Origin of the sequence: Sphingobacterium litopenaei, assembly GCF_014692495.1 — a bacterium.
GTDB classification, from domain to species: domain Bacteria; phylum Bacteroidota; class Bacteroidia; order Sphingobacteriales; family Sphingobacteriaceae; genus Sphingobacterium; species Sphingobacterium litopenaei.
In genome coordinates, this window is sequence record NZ_JACOIJ010000046.1 from 1 (window position 1) to 20,301 (window position 20,301).

Annotated in this window: 15 protein-coding genes and 3 tRNA genes; 4 read left to right on the forward strand and 14 right to left on the reverse strand. The window is 37.4% G+C overall.

Annotated features, from left to right (window positions below; all coding sequences use genetic code 11):
* Positions 1-161: 161 nt before the first annotated feature.
* The 8 genes from H8B04_RS15525 to H8B04_RS15560 form a co-directional block, all read right to left on the reverse strand.
* On the reverse strand, positions 162-1,031 hold the full coding sequence (locus tag H8B04_RS15525; protein ID WP_190302928.1) for a DUF4440 domain-containing protein: 870 nt from the start codon (positions 1,029-1,031) through the stop codon (positions 162-164).
* A gap of 24 nt (positions 1,032-1,055) precedes the next feature.
* A complete protein-coding gene (gene cysS, locus H8B04_RS15530) occupies positions 1,056-2,528 on the reverse strand; it encodes a cysteine--tRNA ligase (protein WP_190302929.1) in 1,473 nt (490 codons plus the stop codon).
* 30 nt (positions 2,529-2,558) lie between these two features.
* Positions 2,559-3,866, reverse strand: a complete 1,308-nt coding sequence (gene der / locus H8B04_RS15535) for a ribosome biogenesis GTPase Der (RefSeq protein ID WP_190302930.1) — start codon at positions 3,864-3,866, stop codon at positions 2,559-2,561.
* Between the two features lie 147 nt (positions 3,867-4,013).
* Positions 4,014-6,122 (reverse strand): beta-N-acetylglucosaminidase domain-containing protein, encoded by a 2,109-nt coding sequence (locus H8B04_RS15540; RefSeq protein WP_190302931.1) that lies wholly within the window; start codon positions 6,120-6,122, stop codon positions 4,014-4,016.
* A gap of 180 nt (positions 6,123-6,302) precedes the next feature.
* Positions 6,303-6,563, reverse strand: a complete 261-nt coding sequence (locus tag H8B04_RS15545) for a RagB/SusD family nutrient uptake outer membrane protein (RefSeq protein WP_223815460.1) — start codon at positions 6,561-6,563, stop codon at positions 6,303-6,305.
* A gap of 132 nt (positions 6,564-6,695) precedes the next feature.
* Positions 6,696-6,767 (reverse strand) — tRNA-Met (locus H8B04_RS15550).
* Positions 6,768-6,814: 47 nt separating this feature from the next.
* Positions 6,815-6,886: transfer RNA gene (locus H8B04_RS15555), tRNA-Met, on the reverse strand.
* 48 nt (positions 6,887-6,934) lie between these two features.
* Positions 6,935-7,006 (reverse strand) — tRNA-Met (locus H8B04_RS15560).
* Between the two features lie 119 nt (positions 7,007-7,125).
* Here H8B04_RS15560 and era point away from each other — a divergent pair.
* The gene (gene era, locus H8B04_RS15565) at positions 7,126-8,004 is read left to right on the forward strand and encodes a GTPase Era (RefSeq protein ID WP_190302933.1); all 879 of its coding nucleotides are present in this window, start codon (positions 7,126-7,128) and stop codon (positions 8,002-8,004) included.
* On the opposite strand, the gene H8B04_RS15570 is transcribed toward era, so the two are convergent.
* Together H8B04_RS15570 and H8B04_RS17170 are read right to left on the reverse strand one after the other, a co-directional pair.
* Positions 7,940-9,085: a group II intron reverse transcriptase/maturase gene (locus H8B04_RS15570; protein WP_317170673.1), complete on the reverse strand. Its 1,146-nt coding sequence runs from the start codon at positions 9,083-9,085 to the stop codon at positions 7,940-7,942. The two genes, era and H8B04_RS15570, sit on opposite strands and share 65 nt — an antisense overlap.
* 7 nt (positions 9,086-9,092) lie before the next feature.
* Entirely contained in the window at positions 9,093-9,383 is a 291-nt protein-coding gene (locus H8B04_RS17170) for a reverse transcriptase family protein (RefSeq protein WP_223815461.1), read from the reverse strand.
* 622 nt (positions 9,384-10,005) lie between these two features.
* Here H8B04_RS17170 and H8B04_RS15575 point away from each other — a divergent pair.
* Positions 10,006-10,428: a DUF4488 domain-containing protein gene (locus H8B04_RS15575; protein WP_190302934.1), complete on the forward strand. Its 423-nt coding sequence runs from the start codon at positions 10,006-10,008 to the stop codon at positions 10,426-10,428.
* 3 nt (positions 10,429-10,431) lie between these two features.
* Here the strand turns inward: H8B04_RS15575 and uvrC are convergent, their stop codons facing one another.
* The 3 genes from uvrC to H8B04_RS15590 form a co-directional block, all read right to left on the reverse strand.
* Complete coding sequence (uvrC, locus tag H8B04_RS15580) at positions 10,432-12,231, reverse strand: excinuclease ABC subunit UvrC (RefSeq protein WP_190302935.1); 1,800 nt, start codon at positions 12,229-12,231, stop codon at positions 10,432-10,434.
* Positions 12,232-12,304: 73 nt separating this feature from the next.
* Complete coding sequence (locus tag H8B04_RS15585; RefSeq protein ID WP_190302936.1) at positions 12,305-14,560, reverse strand: penicillin-binding protein 1A; 2,256 nt, start codon at positions 14,558-14,560, stop codon at positions 12,305-12,307.
* A 16-nt stretch (positions 14,561-14,576) separates the two neighbouring features.
* Entirely contained in the window at positions 14,577-16,682 is a 2,106-nt protein-coding gene (locus H8B04_RS15590; protein WP_190302937.1) for a tetratricopeptide repeat protein, read from the reverse strand.
* Between the two features lie 135 nt (positions 16,683-16,817).
* On the opposite strand from H8B04_RS15590, the gene H8B04_RS15595 reads away from it, so the two are divergent.
* On the forward strand, positions 16,818-18,026 hold the full coding sequence (locus tag H8B04_RS15595) for a TCR/Tet family MFS transporter (protein ID WP_190302938.1): 1,209 nt from the start codon (positions 16,818-16,820) through the stop codon (positions 18,024-18,026).
* 1 nt (position 18,027) lies between these two features.
* Here H8B04_RS15595 and ispF read toward each other — a convergent pair whose 3' ends face one another.
* Complete coding sequence (gene ispF, locus H8B04_RS15600; protein ID WP_190302939.1) at positions 18,028-18,504, reverse strand: 2-C-methyl-D-erythritol 2,4-cyclodiphosphate synthase; 477 nt, start codon at positions 18,502-18,504, stop codon at positions 18,028-18,030.
* 160 nt (positions 18,505-18,664) lie between these two features.
* Here ispF and H8B04_RS15605 point away from each other — a divergent pair, with 160 nt between their 5' ends.
* Entirely contained in the window at positions 18,665-20,158 is a 1,494-nt protein-coding gene (locus H8B04_RS15605) for an SUMF1/EgtB/PvdO family nonheme iron enzyme (RefSeq protein ID WP_190302940.1), read from the forward strand.
* Positions 20,159-20,301: the final 143 nt, after the last annotated feature.

Genomic DNA, 20,301 nt, shown 5'->3' on the forward strand with positions numbered 1-20,301 from the left:
TAAGGACAACTAATAAACAATCTTCCAGAAATCCCTAAAACAAAAATGACTGAGTAAGCTTAATACTATACTCAGTCATTTTTTTAAGTCTCTTAAAAAAATAGAAACTTTTTCAGTGCCCTCGAAAATTTCAAGCCTTATTTTTTTTTAACATATAAAGATTACCTTTCAAACATCATCTCCAAAATCACTCTCCATTGATAATCCTCTTTTAATTGCCAAACACGGATATAGTTAAATTTGATAGCTTTGTCTTTGGTATGAATAGTTGCCGTTCCTTGCGAATAAGCATACTCTCCACTGTAAGCACGTCCTACTTTCAAAGGCTCTGTAACAATATCAATACGTTGTTTTTTAATGAAGTTAACTAAATTATTCTTGCCTTCGATTTCATTCTGCCAAGGGTAATAGAAACGTACTTCGTCAGCCATAAACTCTTTATAAGCCGCTTCGGTATTGGATTTAGAAATCGTAGAGAACAACTGATCTGTAGATTGTACAACATCTTCACGTTGTTTTAAACGGACTTGTGAACGATGTTTTAAATACCAAGAATCATCTGGTTCTTGATAAGTTAAATCCTTCGCTTTCTGTTTTCCGTAGTTTTCTACCTCAGCGCGAAGATCCACTTTCCAAACGCCCTTTTTGTCTCTTTTCCAAATAATCAGATATTGACCGAAACGCTTGATCGCTCCTACCTTTTGAAACTCCATGCTACCAGAAGTCACCCCAAATTCTAAACTTTTAGATACCAAAGCAAAATTTGGCTCCCATATTAAAACATCTGGAATATTGGGCCTATTATTTAAATAATTGAATGCATTTACCGAGGACGGAACATAAAATTCGGAAGTCTTATCTATAATAGATGAAAATGCAGCATGAGGCCCTTGAGCCTTAGAAATAAGAGCTGCATTGCGATCTGCTGTGATTAATCCACCAACTTTTTCAGGAAGTTGAGCAAATAAAACGTGCGAAGGAATTAAAGCGCAAGCTATAGATACGGTTTTAAGAATAGTTGAATACTTCATCTAAAATTATTTGCAATCCTTCAATCAAATCTTATTCCAAAGTGTTCCTTCTTTGCTATCTTTTAACTGAATACCAATAGCTGCTAACTCATTACGAATCTTATCGGAAGTAGCATAATCTTTATTTTGCTTCGCTTCATTACGCAAGCTAATCACCAATTCCATCAACTTATCAATACTTTCATTGTCTGCACCCAATTGATCATCTTTCAATCCCATGATATCAAAAACGAAATCATTCATCAATTTTTTGATCATATCAAGAGTAGCAGAATCCGCTTGTTGCTTGCCATCATAGATAGAATTGATTAAACGCACAACCTCAAATAATTCAGCAATTAACACAGGAGAATTGAAATCATCGTCCATAGCCGCATAACAACGCGCAGTCAATGCTTCTAAATCAACATCAATCTTCGCTGTCGCAGAAGGAACAATCTTATCCAATAAACCTATTGCATTCATCAAGCGTTTGTAACCTTTTTCTGCGGCATCCAAAGCTTCATTAGAGAAATCCAATGTACTTCTGTAATGTGCTTGCAACATAAAGAAACGAACCGCCATTGGCGAATATCCTTTATTCAACAAAGGGTGATTACCTGTAAACAATTCACCAGGCAAAAATCCATTACCAGCAGATTTGGACATACGCGCACCATTGACCGTAAGCATATTGGTATGCATCCAGTATTTTGCAGGAGAAGTATGATTACAAGCTTCAGATTGAGCGATTTCATTCGTATGGTGCGTAGCCGCTAAATCCATACCTCCACCGTGAATATCAAATTGGTCACCCAAATATTTGCGGCTCATCGCCGAACATTCGATATGCCAACCTGGGAAGCCTATGCTCCAAGGCGCTGGCCAACGCATGATATGTTCTGGTTTTGCTTTAATCCAAAGTGCAAAATCCAATCTACCCTTTTTCTCATCCTGACCACCCAATTCTCTTGTATTATTTAATAAATCCTCAAGATTGCGGTTGGTTAAGATGGTATAGTTATGTTCTTTGGTGTATTTTTCAACATCAAAATAAACCGTTCCATTCGCTTCATAAGCATAACCATTTTCGATGATTTGTTTCACCATTTCGATTTGCTCCGAAATATGACCAGTTGCAGTAGGTTCGATACTTGGAGGTAACGTATTAAACAGACGTAAAACATCATGGAAACCTATCGTATATTTCTGCACGATTTCCATTGGTTCTAGTTGCTCTAACTTCGCCTTTTTAGCGAATTTATCATCTCCCTCATCGTTATCACCTTCTAAGTGACCCGCGTCAGTAATATTGCGCACATAGCGTACTTTATAGCCTAAATGAAGTAAGTAACGGAATATTAAATCAAAGGAAACGAAAGTTCTACAGTTGCCTAAATGCACATCACTATAAACAGTAGGCCCACAAACATACATCCCTACTAGATTCGGATGTAAAGGTTCAAACTTTTCTTTTTTACGTGTTAATGTATTATAAAGTACCAGATTGTGTTGCATATAGAACGCTAGTTAACTTGATTTGATAAATTATTTTTGTCTGAAATATACTTGAATAGGAACACCTGTGAAATTGAAGTTCTCACGCAATTTGTTCTCAATATATCGTTTGTACGGATCTTTGATATACTGTGGCAAGTTACAGAAGAAAGCAAACATCGGTGCTTTACCTGGTAATTGCGTAGCATATTTGATTTTGATGTACTTACCTTTTACTGCAGGTGGAGGATAGTTCTCAATCACGTTTAACATCACCTCATTCAATTTTGAAGTAGGGATTTTCTTCGTTTTGTTTGCATGCACTTCCATCGCAGCTTCTACTACTTTGAAAATACGTTGTTTCTCCGTTACAGACGTAAAAATGATAGGCACATCGGTAAAAGGAGCAATTTTCTCCTTGATACGAGCTTCAAACTCTTTCATTGTTTTGTGGTCCTTTTCAATGGTATCCCATTTGTTTACCACGACAACAAGTCCTTTCTTATTTTTTTCCGCTAGGTGGAAAATATTAATATCCTGCGCTTCGATACCGTCATTCGCGTCTAACATCAATACGATAACATCCGAATCTTCTAATGCACGGATCGTACGCATCACTGAATAGAATTCGATATCCTCGTTAACTTTATTCTTACGACGCAATCCAGCCGTATCTACTAATAAGAACTCGTGACCAAACTGATTGTAGTGAATTTTGATGGTATCACGAGTTGTACCTGCGATATTGGTTACGATATTACGGTCAGTACCTAATAAGGCATTTGTCAAAGATGATTTACCTACATTCGGACGACCTACGATAGTTACTTTTGGAAGTGGATCTTCGTCAACCTCTTCTTCTGGATCTGGGAAATTAGAAACAATAGCATCTAATAATTCACCAGTACCCGAACCTGTAGCAGAAGACACATTATAAACTTCTCCTAAACCAAAAGCATAAAATTCTGTGGATTCGTGGTGTAATTTAGCGTGGTCTACTTTGTTAGCCACTACATAAACTGGTTTTGATGTACGACGCAATAAATCTGCGATCTCATCATCCAAATCTGTAATCCCCACTTTCACGTCTACCATGAAAATGATTACAGAAGCTTCTTCGATAGCAATATGCACCTGATCACGGATAGCTTCTTCAAAGATATCATCCGAACCATGTACAAAACCACCTGTATCTATAACAGTGAATTTTTTACCAATCCACTCCGCCATTTCGTAATGACGGTCACGAGTCACCCCGCTAAAGTCATCTACAATAGCTTTTCTACTTTCCGTTAAACGGTTAAATAAAGTCGATTTTCCCACATTAGGGCGACCTACGATTGCAACAATGTTTGCCATATTTTAAAATAATTTTATCTCGCGCGTTACCATCTCGGCAACTACATTTCAAAATGAAATATCGGCTACAAAGGTACAAAAAATTGGTTGTATAATTTTCAGAGATTTTATACAAAGAAAAAGGCACATTTTCATGTGCCTTTTGTCTTATTCGAATATAATTTCAAACTGTGTTAACCTTGCTGTTTTGCTTTCTGAACCTGTATTTATCAAGCGTACAAACTTAGCTTGAACGGCTTTATCTTTCGTCCAGCTGAGACCATCATGACTATATTGCAATTCAATACCTTCTAATTTCTCATCAAATCTAAATTTCATTTCACGAATCTTAGATGCTGACGTTATGTTTATACCTACATAATCATTCGCCTGGAAAGTGATATATTCTAACATTCTACTCAATTTTAACACTTGGAAAGGTCTATTTCCATTTTGCACATCGTTTTGTACAGGCAATGCTTTTAAAGGTTCAATATTCGTATACACTTTACCTGCAGGTTGATTGGCTGCATCTTTCACTGGATAGCCTGATTCTTTCAACAATTTGTGATAATACAAATAAGATTGTTCCATCCAAGGCAACACATGACGACTTGCTGTCACAATACCAGGTTGGTATGGATTTCCATTATTCGTTTGATCAATTTTGATCATTTGATCTCTTTGTTGTTGAAATTCTTGAAAAAAATTAAACAGCAAATCTTTGTTATCTGTAATACGATTCATTTCTAACAATAATAATGCAGCTTTACCTTGAATCGCAAAGTAATCTAACCAAGGCTTAATCTCAACCACCAAATTCTGATGTTTTGAATTCGTTAAAATTGCTTTTGTCGAAGGCTCAAATTTTTGAAATTCTTTTTTCAAAATAGACTCTTCTTCTGCGCTCAAAGACTTTATCTTTCCTACTTTCAACGATTCTGTCAATCCATCTAAAACCGAAGAAATTGCTTGAGATTCTAATCTACGGTATTGGTGATAACTTGGTCCTGGATCTGTATTATGTGTAGAAAATAGCAAGTAAGCCTCATTCATCGAAGGATAAAGTCTTGCGATAGCATCTTTCCACGTTTTTCCTGAGTCATAACCATTCAAATTCCAGCTGTAATTTGCTACTGAATAGATCGCGACTTTAGATGCTTCTGGTTTATCCATTGGATTGGTTACAAAACCAGACATTTCTGATTTGGCATCTTTATCCAAACCATACGATTCGCCCAACAACAGGTGATTACGCACATAATCACTCACGGGAAAATTCCACCACACAAATGAAGGTCTTTTGATACGTTTATTTACCCATTGTTGTCCTTCCAAAGTAATATCGTGAATAACCGTATTACCTGTCCACATCACATGAATACGTTTATCCAATTGATCACCCAAAATATCCAAATACGTTCCTTCTTTGGGATTAGACCAACCTTTATTATATTCTGTAGGACACATAATCAATGCTCCTACATCATTTTTCTTGTCTATAAATTCCTTTTGCAAATAATTCAAAAGTCCAGCTTGTTTCTCTGCTTTTGTGCCTTCCCCCGAAATATCATCAAAAAATACAGCAAAATGGCGCACACCCAAATCGTACATCAATTGAAATTTGTGTAATACCGCTAAACTATCTGCATTGTTCCATTTGATATCTTTACCTGGATGGATAGCCCAGTAGAAATCCACTTGATTTTTATTCGCAATTTCCACCAACTCTTTCAGCTTTGCCGCTTCATCTGTTGGATAAGCTTCTCTCCATTTTGGCGAAGAATGGTACGGATCATCTTTAGGTCCGTAAATATAGGTATTCATTTTCCAGTCACCATAAAACTGTAACTGTGCAATACGTGCTTCATAGCTCCAAGGATTGCCATAAAATCCTTCTACCGTACCACGAAATGCCACGTCGGGATGATCATGAATTTTTACAAGAAATAATTTCCCATTACTCTTTGCTTGTTGTAGCAATTGTACTAAAGTTTTGTATGCATAAAATTGGCCCCTCGCAGTAGAATATTGAATCTCAATCTTCTTATTAGTAATAACTAATATATATCCTTCATTATGAAAATTTTTCAGTTTTTTCTCAACAACTTTTAGCCCATTCTTTGTAGAAAAATCCTTAAGAAGCGTTGAGTTGGATTTTAACCCAACATAATCCATACTACCATTAGCTTCTATGAGTTGTGGAATAGGATAAATTGTCTGACTCGAGACTAAAAAAGGAAAGCAAATGCTCAATATTAAAAATAACGTTTTCATAAGGTGTTTAGGGACTTAAGCAATCTCTTTAATTCTCAATGATAACTGAATTATATCAGAAATAAATGTTCAAATCGCAAGAAAACGTTTGCGTAATATTTGCGTATCAATAATGCTGAGCTTTTGTATTAAACGTAAAAGGCGCCTTGAAAGACGCCTTTAACACTATTATTTACAATTTTAACTTGTTGGATTTTGTGTTAATGTTCCAGAATAAGAATTGATAGCAGATTGAGGAATAAAATAAATCACCCTAAAATCTGTTGGTTGGATTTCCTCGAATTGTCTATTTGGTCCAGGAAACTCTCTTTTTAAAGATTTACCATTTCTAAATACATCAAAACTACGCTCTGCTTGATAAGCTAGCTCTAACTGTCTTTCCTTATCAATGAGGTCTCCAGCATTAGCTGCGCTCAATGATTCCTTCAGATTCCACCTCACGGTGGACACCCTTGCCGTGGGCTAACACTTCCAACTGTAATGGCGAGTTCGGGACTTGCACCCTAGAGTTATCGCCCATGCCGGGCGCACATCAAAAAAAAGCCTCACACCAAAGTGTAAGGCTTTACTTAGTAGCGGGAGCCAGACTCGAACTGACGACCTTCGGGTTATGAGCCCGACGAGCTACCACTGCTCCATCCCGCATTGTATTTTTCATTAAATCTGACCTCGCGTTAGACTCTTTTTCTTAGTAGCGGGGACCAGACTCGAACTGATGACCTTCGGGTTATGAGCCCGACGAGCTACCACTGCTCCACCCCGCATTGTATTTTTCAATAAATCTAACCTCGCGTTAGACTCTTTTTCCTTAGTAGCGGGAGCCAGACTCGAACTGACGACCTTCGGGTTATGAGCCCGACGAGCTACCACTGCTCCATCCCGCATTATATTTTATATGTCAAAATCTTTGTTCTTAATATCAAAATCAAAGATTATTTACTCCCTTAATTGGAGTACAAAGATATTATTTGTTTCTTTGTAAAACAAATAAATATTTAAAAAAATGTCACATAAAGCTGGGTTCGTAAGTATAATTGGAAAGCCAAACGCAGGTAAGTCTACGCTAATGAACGCTTTAGTGGGTGAAAAAATGTCTATCATTACTCCTAAAGCACAAACAACTCGTCATCGTATAATGGGTATCGTGAACGATGAAAACCACCAAATTATCTTTTCGGACACTCCTGGAGTGATAAAACCTAAGTATTCTTTACAAGAATCTATGATGAGTTTTGTAGAAGGATCACTTATTGATGCAGATGTTATCCTATTTGTTACGGATATTCATGAGAAATATGATGAACATGACGTATTAGAAAAATTGAGAAAAACTTCTTCACCAGTAGCTGTATTAATTAACAAAATTGATAAGTCTTCAGAAGAAGAGGTAAGAGAGAAAATAGAATTTTGGAAAGAGAAATTAAATCCAGAAGCGATTTTCGCAATGTCAGCTTTATTGGGTTATAATGTCCCTCCTATTTTTGAATATATTAAAGAAAAATTACCTTTTCATCCGCCATACTACGAGAAAGATGAATTGACAGATAAATCTATGCGATTTTTTGTATCCGAAATGATTCGTGAAAAAATCTTCAAATTGTATGATAAAGAAATCCCTTACAGTACAGAGGTGGCTGTTACTTCTTATAAAGAAGAAGCTAACATAACACGTATTGCTGCGGAAATCTATGTGGAGCGTGATTCGCAAAAAAATATTATTATCGGTAAGGCTGGTGCTATGATCAAAAAAGTAGGTACTTATGCCCGCCAGGATATAGAAGAATTCATTGGTGGTAAGGTCTTCTTAGAAATATTCGTTAAAGTCGTTCCTGACTGGAGAGCGAAGAAAAATATCTTAAAAAGATTTGGTTACGAAGATTAAATCGGATAGGAGGAACGGGATTAATTCCCGTTCCGACCTTCCACAGCACCGCACGTACCGTTCGGTATACGGCGCTTCCGTAAGTTGTAACACAAACTCGCTTGTATTCTGCCAGTAAAGATGGGTATCCCAGTTGTTTAAGATAGTCGTTGGAAAGGGTTGTTGTCAGTATCCAGCTTTTTGCTGTGTGCCAGTAACTTTTCCTTGTATGTGCCCATTCGTACGCCTTGTATTTACTTACACCTAGTTGTACCAAGTTCCTAATTTTAGACTTGCTGTGTTTCCATTTGACCATACGTAACCTACGACGGTACCACATATCCAGTTGCCCCAGTTTCGTCCCCATGTCCGCTAGTTTAAAGTAGTGCATCCAGCCTGTGAGGTATTCCCTCAAGTAGAGAATTCGCTGTTCATCGCTCCAACCTCGACTGCGGCCCGTTAGTCCTTTAATCCTAGCTTTCATCTTCCCTAGACTTTTAGGGTGAATACGTAAGCGCCACTCCCCTCTGTAATTGTAGAAACTATAGCCTAGAAATTTAATCTTGGATACATGACGAACGACGCTTTTCTCTTTATTGACCTTAAGCATCAGCTTACCTTCAACAAATTTTGTGATCGATTTCATACCCCGTGAGGCACTCCGTTTACTACGACAAAGTATCATAAGGTCATCAGCGTAACGTACAAATTTGTGTCCTCGAGATTCCAGTTCTTTGTCCAGTTCATCAAGCATAATATTGCTCAAAAGTGGACTTAGTGGGCCTCCTTGAGGTACACCTTCTGTAGTTACTTTAGTCCTTCCGTTTATTTCTACACCTGCTCTCAAGTATCGATGGATAAGTGAGATTAGTCTTCCATCTTTGATCGTGCGTGATAATAATTCAATCAGTTTACTGTGATTCACCGTATCGAAGAACTTCTCTAAGTCCATGTCTACGGAATAATTATACCCCTGTTGAATGTATGACTTGCATTTGAGAAGCGCTTGATGCGCGTTGCGACCCGGACGAAAACCATAGCTGTGGTCACTGAATTCAGGTTCGTAGATTCGTGTCAGGATTTGACTAATGCCCTGCTGGATGAGCCGATCAAACTACTGTTGGGATGCCCAGCATTCGCTTTGACCCATTGTCTTTAGGAATTTCGACACCTCTTACTGCAGAAGGAGAATAATTCCCCTGCTTGATGGATGTTAAAAGTTTCTCCTTATGCTCTCTAAGATAATCCCCTAAGGATTCGACGCCCATCTTATCGATACCGCAAGCACCACGATTACAAACCACTTGTAAATAGGCAGTATTCAAGTTCTGACGGTCAAGGAGTTGTTCTAAAAGTCCATCTACTTTTGTGTTTGTATAGGTGAGGTTCTTTTCAATCATCCCAATAAAAGTCTGCCCTCCCACATAGACTTCGGGTTCCGCCCTATTCTTTTGTGACCAGGTTGATAAACCTTATCAATTTTCTGCATTCTGTCCTTCATTAGGTAATTTTCATGTATTGCCCACTAACTTAAGGTTCATTCCTTCCTTGCTTTGCCGTAAGCAAGTACTACGAAATCGGCTGACTTCTCACAGCTAGCTTTACTCCTAGCTTCTGAAAAAAAAACTTCCACAAGTCTGTGAGATCTCCCCGGGTAAGAACGATAACTTTCATCTCATGTGTCTGCTACATTTACCTTGATGCTTCTGTACAGTATAGGACTTAAGTTTGTGTTGCAACCTCATCCAGCAGCTTAGGCCTTATATGTAGTTTCTGTCCGTCAGACCGAGAATTTGCCTGAGGCTTCCTTCAGATTCCACCTCACGGTGGACACCCTTGCCTTCGGCTAACACTTCCAACTGTAATGGCGTGTTCGGGACTTGCACCCTAGAGTTATCGCCCATGCCGGGCGCACAACAAAATCCCCCATTACAATCTGTTAACGGGGTATTTTTTATATATAAACCTTATTTTAAATTCTCATATTATTTATATTTAGTTAAAACTTCAAACCAATTAATTATGAGAATTTTCCTAACCTTTATTTATTTAGTATTATTTACTACAGGTTTATTTGCCCAAACAAATCCTTCTCTAGCCGGAGTATGGAAATTATCCGAATTCAAAGACGGTAATGGCGAATTAATAAATGTGCATCCTGTATTTTATAAATTCTTTGACAATACGGATTCATTTACAAATCTATCCCTTCGTGACACGGGACTAACCTTCGCCCACAAAGGAAAGTATAGTTTAGATGTTCATAACAACACTTATACCGAAACAGTTGTCAAACTGAATCAATCGAATACACAAGCCGTTACCGCTGTCAATACATTAAAGATTACTTTTAATGAGGATAAATCTTCCTTTACTATTGAGGGTACAATCCAAAGTGTTAATGGGCAATTTGCTTTATATGAAGTATGGACTAAGCTGGATTAGCCACTATTGAAAATATTCGCGAAGTGCTTTTATCTGTTTCAGATTAAGCACTTTTTTTAGTTCCTCATCAGTCTGTTCTTTGATTCGTTTTACAGATTTGAATTCTGTTAACAGTTTTTCCACCGTATTTTTACCAATCCCTGGTATATTTTCCAATTCCGAAACGAAAGTCTTACGACTACGTTGATTTCGGTGAAATGTAATACCAAAACGATGCGCTTCATCACGCAAATGTTGGATAATTTTTAGTGTTTCAGATTTTTTATCTAAGTAAAGCGGATATTGGTCCCCTGGATAGAATAACTCTTCCAAGCGTTTAGCAATACCTATTACCGTTACTTTCTTATCAATGCCCAAAAGTCTTAAGCTTTTCAAAGCAGCTCCCAATTGCCCTTTTCCTCCGTCTATAACGATTAATTGTGGCAACTCATGTCCTTCATCCAACATACGGCGATAACGGCGGTGAACAGCCTCTTCCATCGTTGCAAAGTCATTTGGACCTTCCACAGTCTTCACATTGAAGTGCCTATAATCCTTTTTAGAAGGTTTCGCATCTTTGAAAACAACAATAGCCGACACGGGATAATTTCCTTGAATATTGGAGTTATCAAAACATTCAATATGACGAGGCAATACATTTAGACGAAGATCTTTCTGCATTTGCAACAACAAACGTTCTGTACGCACTTCAGGATTAAGCTTTTCATATTGCAACATACGTTCCTTTTTGAAATAAGCTACATTTTTCAACGATAAGTCTAGAAGCTTACGTTTGTCACCCAATTTCGGAACAATGAATTTGACATAATCATGAATTCCTTCAATTTCCAAATCAAAAGGAACAATAATTTCTCTAGACAAAGATTTGTAGCGATTACGAATTTCCGGAATGGCAATCTGTAGAAGTTCGGCATCCGTTTCATCCAGACGCTTTTTCATTTCTAAAGTTTGCGTTTGAATAACTACGCCATTCATGACCTTCAAAAAGTTCACAAAAGCCAAACTGTCATCCGAAGCAATACTGAATACATCTACATTCGTAATAGATGAACTTACGACTGTTGATTTAGATTGGTAGTTCTCGAGCTTGTCCAGTTTATTTTTGAGGTGATGCGCTAATTCGAAATTTAACGATGAAGCGGCTTCATTCAGTTGATCTTTGATTCTATTTTTTACGACCGCAATTTTACCGTTCAGGATATCTTTGATATCCGAAAGATTTTGGTCATAATCTTCCAAAGATTGTTTTCCTTCACAAGGCCCTTTGCAATTTCCAATCTGATACTCCAAACAAACTCTATACTTTCCTTTGGCAATCTGTTCGGGAGCAAGATTTAAGTTACATGTACGCAACGGAAAAAGTTCACGAATCGTATCCAGTACAATATGCATCATACCTACCGACGCATAAGGACCAAAATATGTGGAACCATCCTTGATATATTTACGCGTCCAAAACACACGCGGGAAAGGTTCATTTTTGATAACAATCCAAGGATAAGTTTTGTCATCTTTAAGCATAACATTGTACCGAGGCTTATGCTTCTTGATGAGGTTATTCTCCAACAACCAGGCATCAATCTCGGTATCCACAATCGTGAAAGCTATGCGCTGAATCTTGCGTACTAGCACACGCGTCTTTGAATTCAGTTGCCTATCATTTACAAAATAAGAGCTTACCCGATTTTTTAAATCTTTTGCCTTCCCTACATAGATCAACACGTCCTCTTTATCAAAATATTGATAAACGCCAGGTTTGTGTGGAATCTTCTTTAACTCTTCTTTGTAATCAAACGAACTCATCAATGCAAAATAAAAATGCCAGACAACAAATTACAAAAATTCATTATCTGGCGTATTATTAATTTTAAATATTTTAAAATCCTAAACGGTCATCTTGTAATTCAGGCTCTTGTGGTTCTCCCCCATAATAGACGCCACTATACTTCGAACAATCTATCGTTCGTGTCAGCCCTCCAGGAGGCTCTGGAAAATCTTCTTTTGAATATTTTAGCTTGCTATCTGCATATACACGCTTCATATACAGCCCAAATACTGGCAAAGCTGCTGCTGCACCCTGACCATATTGCATATTGCTAAAGCTAATTCCTCTATCCTCGGCGCCCGTCCATACTCCTGTCACCAATTCTGGTGTAATACCAATGAACCAAGCATCAGAGTTGTCGTTTGTTGTACCGGTCTTACCACCAATTGGATATGTAATACCCCCAAATTCTGGTCTACGTAAACGGCTAGCTGTACCGCCATCAACCACACCTTTCAACATATCAACCATAATATAAGCAGACTCGCTGTTTAAGACTTTTTTAATATCAGGTCTATTTTCATAAAGCACCGTACCATCTTTTGTTTCCACACGTAAAATCATCATTGGTTTTATCCAAGTACCGTGATTTACAAATGCAGCATAAGCACCTACCATATCGTACACAGAAGCTTCATATGCACCCAATGAAATAGAAGGATAATTTGGCACATCGGAAGTAATACCCATTTTTCGCGTTAACTCAGCAACATTCGATGCCCCAACCAAATTAATCAAATAAGCCGTAGCGTAGTTTTGCGAATATTTTAAGGCATTTTTCAATGTAATAGGGTTACCGCCTTGCACTGTACCTCTCGGAGTCCAATCGCCATATGTTTGTTGGTAATTTGGAATAGGTTGACATGGTGAATAATCATTATCTATTGCCACAGCATAAGTAAACGGTTTCGCTGTTGAACCCACCTGACGAATACCCATTTTTACCTGATCGTACTTATAATGCTCGAAATTGATACCGCCTACCCAAGCTTTGATATGACCTGTTTTTGGCTCCATAGACATCATGGAATTACGCAATATCAATTTGTTATATTTGATAGAATCCATTGGTGTCATGACGGTATCTACATTTCCACGCCAAGTGAAGATGGTCATTTCAGTTTTCGTATTAAAAACCTTTTTGATTTCTTCGTCACTAGCGCCGTCTTTTTTCATCTGAATATAGCGGTCCGAACGACGCATACCTGTTTGCAACAATTTAGCACGATCGCCCGTAAAAGCACTACGATTGCGCCATTGCTTATTAAACTCACGTTGCAGTTTTTGCATCCACTCCCTTTGCGCAGCTTCTGCATACTCTTGCATTTCGTAATTAATCGGCGTGTAAATTTTCAGACCATCACGATCCAAATTATATGGTGTGCCATCTTCTTTGGTAATACCAAGACGTTGGAACTCTTTCTTAATTTCATCTTTTAATACCGCTCTAAAATATGGCGCCAAACCTTCTCCATAGCTAGAAACATTCAAGTCTAGTTTCAAAGGTTTTTCTTTTGCTGTCAAAAACTCTTCATCTGTAATGAAGCCTTCTTTCAGCATATTTTCCATCACCACATTACGACGGCTTTTAGAACGCTCTTGTGTATTTTTCCAGACTGGAGAATAACGAGAAGGTCCTTTCAACATCCCCACTAAAACCGCAGCTTCCTCTATCTTTAATTTATCTGGTGTAGTATTGAAAAATGTACGTGCGGCAGATTTGATACCATACGTGTTTTTGTAACCAAAATCTACCGTGTTGAAATACATCATGATGATTTCTTCTTTGGTATAATTACGCTCCAAACGCACAGCAGTGATCCACTCTTGCAACTTTTGCATGATACGTTTCAAGGTGTTTTCTTCCCTCTTTTCGGAGAATAAATTTAAAGCCAACTGTTGGGTAATGGTACTACCTCCTTGCTTATTTCCCATCAACGTATGGAAAACCGTAGTAATCGTACGTGAATAATCGATACCCGAGTGACCATAAAAACGTTTATCTTCAGTAGAAATTAAAGCTTGAACCAAATAAGGAGACAAATCTTTGTATTCTACATTGGAACGGTTTTCTTTATAATATGTACCTAATACACGGTTATCATCAGTAAGAATTTCAGAAGCCAAATTACTTGATGGATTTTCTAACTCATCAAAACTCGGCAACTTCCCAAATAAACCAATGCGGACTAAAAAAAGAAATAGTGCGACAAAGCTAACACCTCCTAAAATTATAATCCAAAACCTTTTGGTATAACGTTTAATATCTTCTGCTGTGAGTTTACTATTCTTCGATTCTCTCTTCATGTTAATTCGTAGAATGCTACTTATTTATATATTTATCTAAATATTCGTCTATGTGTGACTTCTCTTTCGACAGTTCGAATATTGATTTCGGAATTACAAAGGTAGTATATTTTTTTTCACCAACCTTTATTATTTCAGGCAGGAAACCTACAATATTTGATTCAAAATTCTTCGCTGCTCCTAAGGATTCAAACATACCTACTGAAATCATTTGTACTGTATCTCCGAGAAAGGACAGACTGTGTCCATAACCCGCATTTGCATATCGAGTACGCAAAAATTGACCAATGGCGTATCGGCTAGGTGCTAAATTGACACGTGGATTCTCGATCATGACTACAAAATAATACGGTTCTAATTTTGGCAATTCATATTCAATAAACGTTCCAATATTTTGTAAATCGCGCGTGTGAGGATTAGATGCCAATGTATCCACATTCAACTCCATTTCTTTCATTTGAAATATCCTTCTTGATTTTTCCAAAGCAACCTTCCTTTTGGCAAAATCGCTTTTATTATTGGCTATAAAACCCAGGTGATGATCAGCCCGATTTCCTTCAGGAGTATGGATATAATTTTGTCTTACGTTTTCCAAAGCTTCAATCAAGGAATCTACAGGGTGTATATGTCCTAATGCAAAGGCTTGGAGGTAAGAAAATTTTGATTTATGGGGAATTCCCCAATTATCTTCTTCTAAGAAACTATCGATCTTTCTTATTACATCGGAATATTTGTCCGATTCGTAAGCAGTATAAAGTTGTGCGTAATTGCTATAAAATTTCCGCTGTTCGAGGAGTTTTTGCTCGTAAGCCTGATTGGCCAATTTGATAGTATCCGAATCCAGTAATGCCAATTCATGCAAATAATCCATATTTTGGTAATCTGAAATTTCCACCAGTTTTTTCATCAAGCTCAAAGCCTCCTCTCTTAAATTATACTTTCGATAAAAACTAGCGAGATCATAAAGGGATTGTTGATACGATTCAGCAATTGAGTTTTCTTTTTCTGATTTCCTGATGGATATCAATAAATCTAACCATTCTTGATAATTTTCAATAAGACCTGCATAATTCTGTCCCACCAAATCAAGTGAATCCAAACTTATTTCTGCTAAGCTATTTCCAGCAAGTTCAACTTGATTCTGTTGTAGATAAATCTTTGCCAATTTCCAATGTACAAGATTTCTAAACGATGCAGACTCAGTTTGATGTTGTAAAGATTTTTGATAATAATTAACTGCTGTATCTAAATTGGAAGCCAGGGCAAAATTATCCGCAATAGCAGCAAATACTTTTTGTTCTTTCCCTATTGAATAACCTTTGTTAAGAATTCTCAGCAAAATGCCTGTTCGTTGCTCGAGCTTATTGGATTTAATATTTGCTAAAGCAATTTCAGCTTCCAGTTTTATTTCATCAGAAACGGTATTCGATTTTGCGACTTTACTCAAATAATTAGAAGCTAAAGCGTTTCCCATATTTGTATAGAGCTTTCCCATTTGCAATTGCCAATGCTGCCTATATTTTTTTGGCAAAAAAGTCTGTATTGCTTGTTGCAAATAAATCGCTGCAGAATCCGGTTGGTACGCTACTAAAAAATTATCAGCTTTTAAGGCATAGAAGAGAGCTTTATCCTTTTTTGAAAGTTCGTCCTTCGGAAAATCATTTATTATTCTTAAGGATTCATTTGTCTTTGAAAGACTGTACAAAGCCTTCGCTTTCCATAAAGTCGTTTCTAAAGACATGGACTTATCTGTTATCAAATCGAAATAAGCTAAGGCATTATAATATTCAGCCTTAAAAAAATAAGCTTTACCTAATTTGAAATATAATTCTTCCTTCAAATACGAGTGATTGGTGAGAGGAAGCAATTCTTGAAGTCTTGTAACGACTTCGTCCATATTTGCGAAATACGATTTATTAGGCGTTCCAAATAAGGAAGAAGTAGAATAGTGAAAATTGTTTTCCACCTGCAGCAACAATTTATCTACATTATACAGTGCATTATATCGAATCTTGAAATTAGGACTTGAGGTTTTCTCATTCTGGTTAGAAGGTCGATGAGCAACACAGCCATACACCGCTACCAACAGCATATATATCACTATAATTTGTAAAATTCTCAAATCGACTAGCCGCATTAATAATCAATAACTTCCAACCAAATATACTACATCAAAGAGCTTTAACCGAATAATATAAATAGCTTCCGAACAAATACTTTATAAATGCTGTTAGTTTATTACCTTTATCGCGCAAACATGAAATCATCATCGTCAAAAGGACTACTTTTTATATTTATCACGGTTGTGATTGACTCTATAGGATTGGGAATAATTATTCCCGTCATGCCAAAATTGATTCAAGAACTTATACATGGGGATCTGAGTCAGGCATCTAAATATGGAGGATGGCTAGTATTCATGTATGCTTTTGCGCAATTCTTTTTTGCATCAGTACTAGGAAATCTCAGTGATAAATATGGCAGAAGACCCGTACTTCTGTTTTCTCTTTTTGGGTTTTGTATCAATTATATTTTAACTGGATTAGCACCATCCATACTTTGGCTTTTCATAGGCAGATTGGTGGCAGGTATTACGGGAGCAAGTCATACTGTAGCTGCGGCTTACATCGCTGATATAAGTACTCCACAGAAAAAAGCACAAAATTTTGGTTTACTGGGTGCAGCTTTCGGTCTCGGATTTATTTTAGGGCCAGTTTTGGGAGGAGTTTTAGGGCAATACGGTTCCAGAATTCCATTTTTTGCTGCAGCAGGATTATGTTTGGTAAATGTGATTTATGGTTATTTCGTTATTCCCGAATCCTTAAAACCCGAATTAAGAAGACCTTTTAATTGGAAAAATGCGAATCCAATAGGGGCATTTATTCACATTAAATCCTACCCGAATATACTTCCGCTGATGCTTTGTATCTTCCTGATCAATATTGCCGCTAATGCAGTGCAAAGTACGTGGTCTTATTATACGATGGAAAAATTTCATTGGGACGAACGCATGGTAGGGCTTTCTTTGGGATTCGTAGGAACATTACTAATGATTGTACAAGCAGGATTAATGCGTGTGATAATTCCAAAATTGGGACTACAAAAGGCGATACTTACAGGTTTGGTTTTATATGTCCTGGCTTATTCTCTATTTGGGTTTGCAACTGCGAGTTGGATGATGTATGCCATCAGTATATTTTTTGTTTCGGCGGGTATTGCAGGCCCCGCTCTACAGAGTTATATATCGGATCAAATACCACAAAATGAACAAGGCCAAATACAAGGAGGTATCACTTCTGTAATCAGTTTAACTTCTATTATTGGTCCTTTAGTGATGACCACATTGTTTTCTTATTTCTCCAGAATAGATGTGCACCCGTATTTTCCAGGTGCACCATTTATTTTATCTGCCGTATTGGCGATTCTAACCTTAATAATCGCTTGTCTTTATTTCAGAAAGAAATAATCTATTTCTGAATCAAACAAACTGCGTATGCTACGACTCCTTCTTGACGACCGATAAATCCCATCGTCTCGTTTGTAGTGGCCTTGATAGAAATATCATCGATATCCAAACCAGTAACTGCTGCTAGCTTTTCTTTCATTTGTGGAATATAACGTTTGATTTTAGGAGCTTCCAAACAAAGCATCGCATCGATATTTCCTAAAGTCCATCCTTTTTCCGTAATCAAACGAATACATTCTTTTAATAAAATAAGACTACTTACGCCCTTCCATTTCATGTCTGTATTCGGAAAATGATAGCCTATATCTTCCAAATTCGCTGCTCCTAAAATAGCATCGCATATTGCATGTACCAAAACATCGGCATCTGAATGTCCAAACGCTCCAGAATGATGTTCCAACTGCACACCTCCAACTATAAAAGGATGCCCTTCTTTCATTTGATGAACATCAAAACCAAATCCTACTTTAATTTTCATAATGAGACGAAATTAAGGTTTTAAAAAGTAAATAACGACATATCTAAGAGCATCTTTGTACATTCTAAATAATTGCAACAAATTTCTAATCAAGGTTTTCTCTCTATTATAAAATTATTTTTATTTTTGGGTGTTACTATTAATCCAATTAGATCCAATTATGCATAAATTGCGTATAGTTATAGCTGCACTATTCATTTCCACTAGCCTTGTTAGCTTTTATTCCTGTAAAAGCAATCGAAAAAATGTATCTGATAAAACTGGTGTAAAATACAACGATCCTTATAATGGAGGACTTCAGATAAATCGAAAAGTAAAAGAAGCTCCAGGTCCTGGACTGATTGCCATTGAAGGAGGAACTTTCGTAATGGGAGGCAGCCTTAACGAAGATATTGCCTATGCGCATGATAATTTGAAACGTCGAGTAACAGTTGCTTCATTTTATATTGATGAGACAGAAGTTTCGAACGCGGATTGGTTAGAATATTTGCATTGGATTGGACAAAATTTTCCTCAAGATCGTAAAATGTATTATGACGCCTTACCTGATACTTTGGTGTGGCGAAATCCTCTATCTTACAACGAACCTTATGTTAATTTTTACCTACGCCATCCTTCTTTTCAAGACTACCCTGTAGTGGGGGTGACTTGGGAACAAGCAAATGCTTACGCGCAGTGGCGTACGGATAGAGTGAATGAACATATTTTGAGACAAAGAGGTGTATTGGCTGATTACCGTACCGTAAGTCAGCAACAACACCAAAATCCTCCTTTCAATTCGGATATTTACTTAAATGGACAATATCAAGGTCAGGGTATTGATGGAAATAACATGCCTAAAGATAATCGTCCTGGCGCGCAACAAAATGCTCGTCGTACTGTCCGCATGGAAGACGGGATTTTGAAACAAGCGTATCGTCTGCCCACAGAAGCGGAGTGGGAATACGCCGCATTAGGGTTAATTGGTAATACGTTTGAAGGAAATATAGAGTCCAATAAAACTTATCCTTGGAATGGATTAGGTGTTCGCGATCACAAACGCCGTACACAAGGTCGTATGATGGCGAACTTTAAAATCACTAGCGGTAACAATATGGGGGTAGCAGGCAACCTAAATGATGGTGGCGATATCACCGTTCCAGTGAAAAGTTATCAACCTAATGATTTTGGATTGTACAATATGGCTGGAAACGTCAATGAGTGGGTAAGTGACGTCTATCGTCAACTTTCATTTGAAGATTTTGATGATTTTAATCCTTATCGTGGTCATGTCTTTATGGATAATCAATACGAGGATTCTGAAACGGGTAAATTAGCAAAAGACCAATATGGAAGACCTGTAAAACTTGCCGCTAAAGCACCAAGAAAACAAACCTGGGAAGAATTGCAAGCAGCTCAATCAGGAAATTCTACAGAAATAACGTATAATAATGATGTTCGAGGTTTCAAAGACGAAGAGCAAAAAGAACTTTATGGCAAAACTACATTGGTGAATGACAAATCTAGAGTATTCAAAGGTGGCTCGTGGAATGATCGTGCATATTGGTTGAATCCTGGCACAAGACGTCATATGCAACAAGATGAATCCAACGCTATGACAGGCTTTAGATGTGCAATGACGATGGTAGGAAATGTTTTTGGTCCAAAGAAATAGACTTTCAAGAATAAGTATGTGAACTACCCATTTGCTAAAGACAAATGGGCTTCGGGCTTCACAGACTTGTGCTTTGTTGCCAAAGTCTTATTTGAGTCTCCGCCCGTGTAATCGCCAGTTCCTGACGATATTATTTTTAATCC

Excerpts from the sequence above, each read along its gene's own strand:
- cysS (WP_190302929.1), bottom strand. The coding sequence starts at position 2,528 with ATGCAACACAATCTGGTACTTTATAATACATTAACACGTAAAAAAGAA.
- uvrC (WP_190302935.1), bottom strand. The coding sequence starts at position 12,231 with ATGAGTTCGTTTGATTACAAAGAAGAGTTAAAGAAGATTCCACACAAA.
- H8B04_RS17170 (WP_223815461.1), bottom strand. The coding sequence starts at position 9,383 with ATGATTGAAAAGAACCTCACCTATACAAACACAAAAGTAGATGGACTT.
- H8B04_RS15585 (WP_190302936.1), bottom strand. The coding sequence starts at position 14,560 with ATGAAGAGAGAATCGAAGAATAGTAAACTCACAGCAGAAGATATTAAA.
- H8B04_RS15595 (WP_190302938.1), top strand. The coding sequence starts at position 16,818 with ATGAAATCATCATCGTCAAAAGGACTACTTTTTATATTTATCACGGTT.
- H8B04_RS15605 (WP_190302940.1), top strand. The coding sequence starts at position 18,665 with ATGCATAAATTGCGTATAGTTATAGCTGCACTATTCATTTCCACTAGC.
- H8B04_RS15575 (WP_190302934.1), top strand. The coding sequence starts at position 10,006 with ATGAGAATTTTCCTAACCTTTATTTATTTAGTATTATTTACTACAGGT.
- era (WP_190302933.1), top strand. The coding sequence starts at position 7,126 with ATGTCACATAAAGCTGGGTTCGTAAGTATAATTGGAAAGCCAAACGCA.
- H8B04_RS15540 (WP_190302931.1), bottom strand. The coding sequence starts at position 6,122 with ATGAAAACGTTATTTTTAATATTGAGCATTTGCTTTCCTTTTTTAGTC.
- H8B04_RS15525 (WP_190302928.1), bottom strand. The coding sequence starts at position 1,031 with ATGAAGTATTCAACTATTCTTAAAACCGTATCTATAGCTTGCGCTTTA.
- der (WP_190302930.1), bottom strand. The coding sequence starts at position 3,866 with ATGGCAAACATTGTTGCAATCGTAGGTCGCCCTAATGTGGGAAAATCG.
- ispF (WP_190302939.1), bottom strand. The coding sequence starts at position 18,504 with ATGAAAATTAAAGTAGGATTTGGTTTTGATGTTCATCAAATGAAAGAA.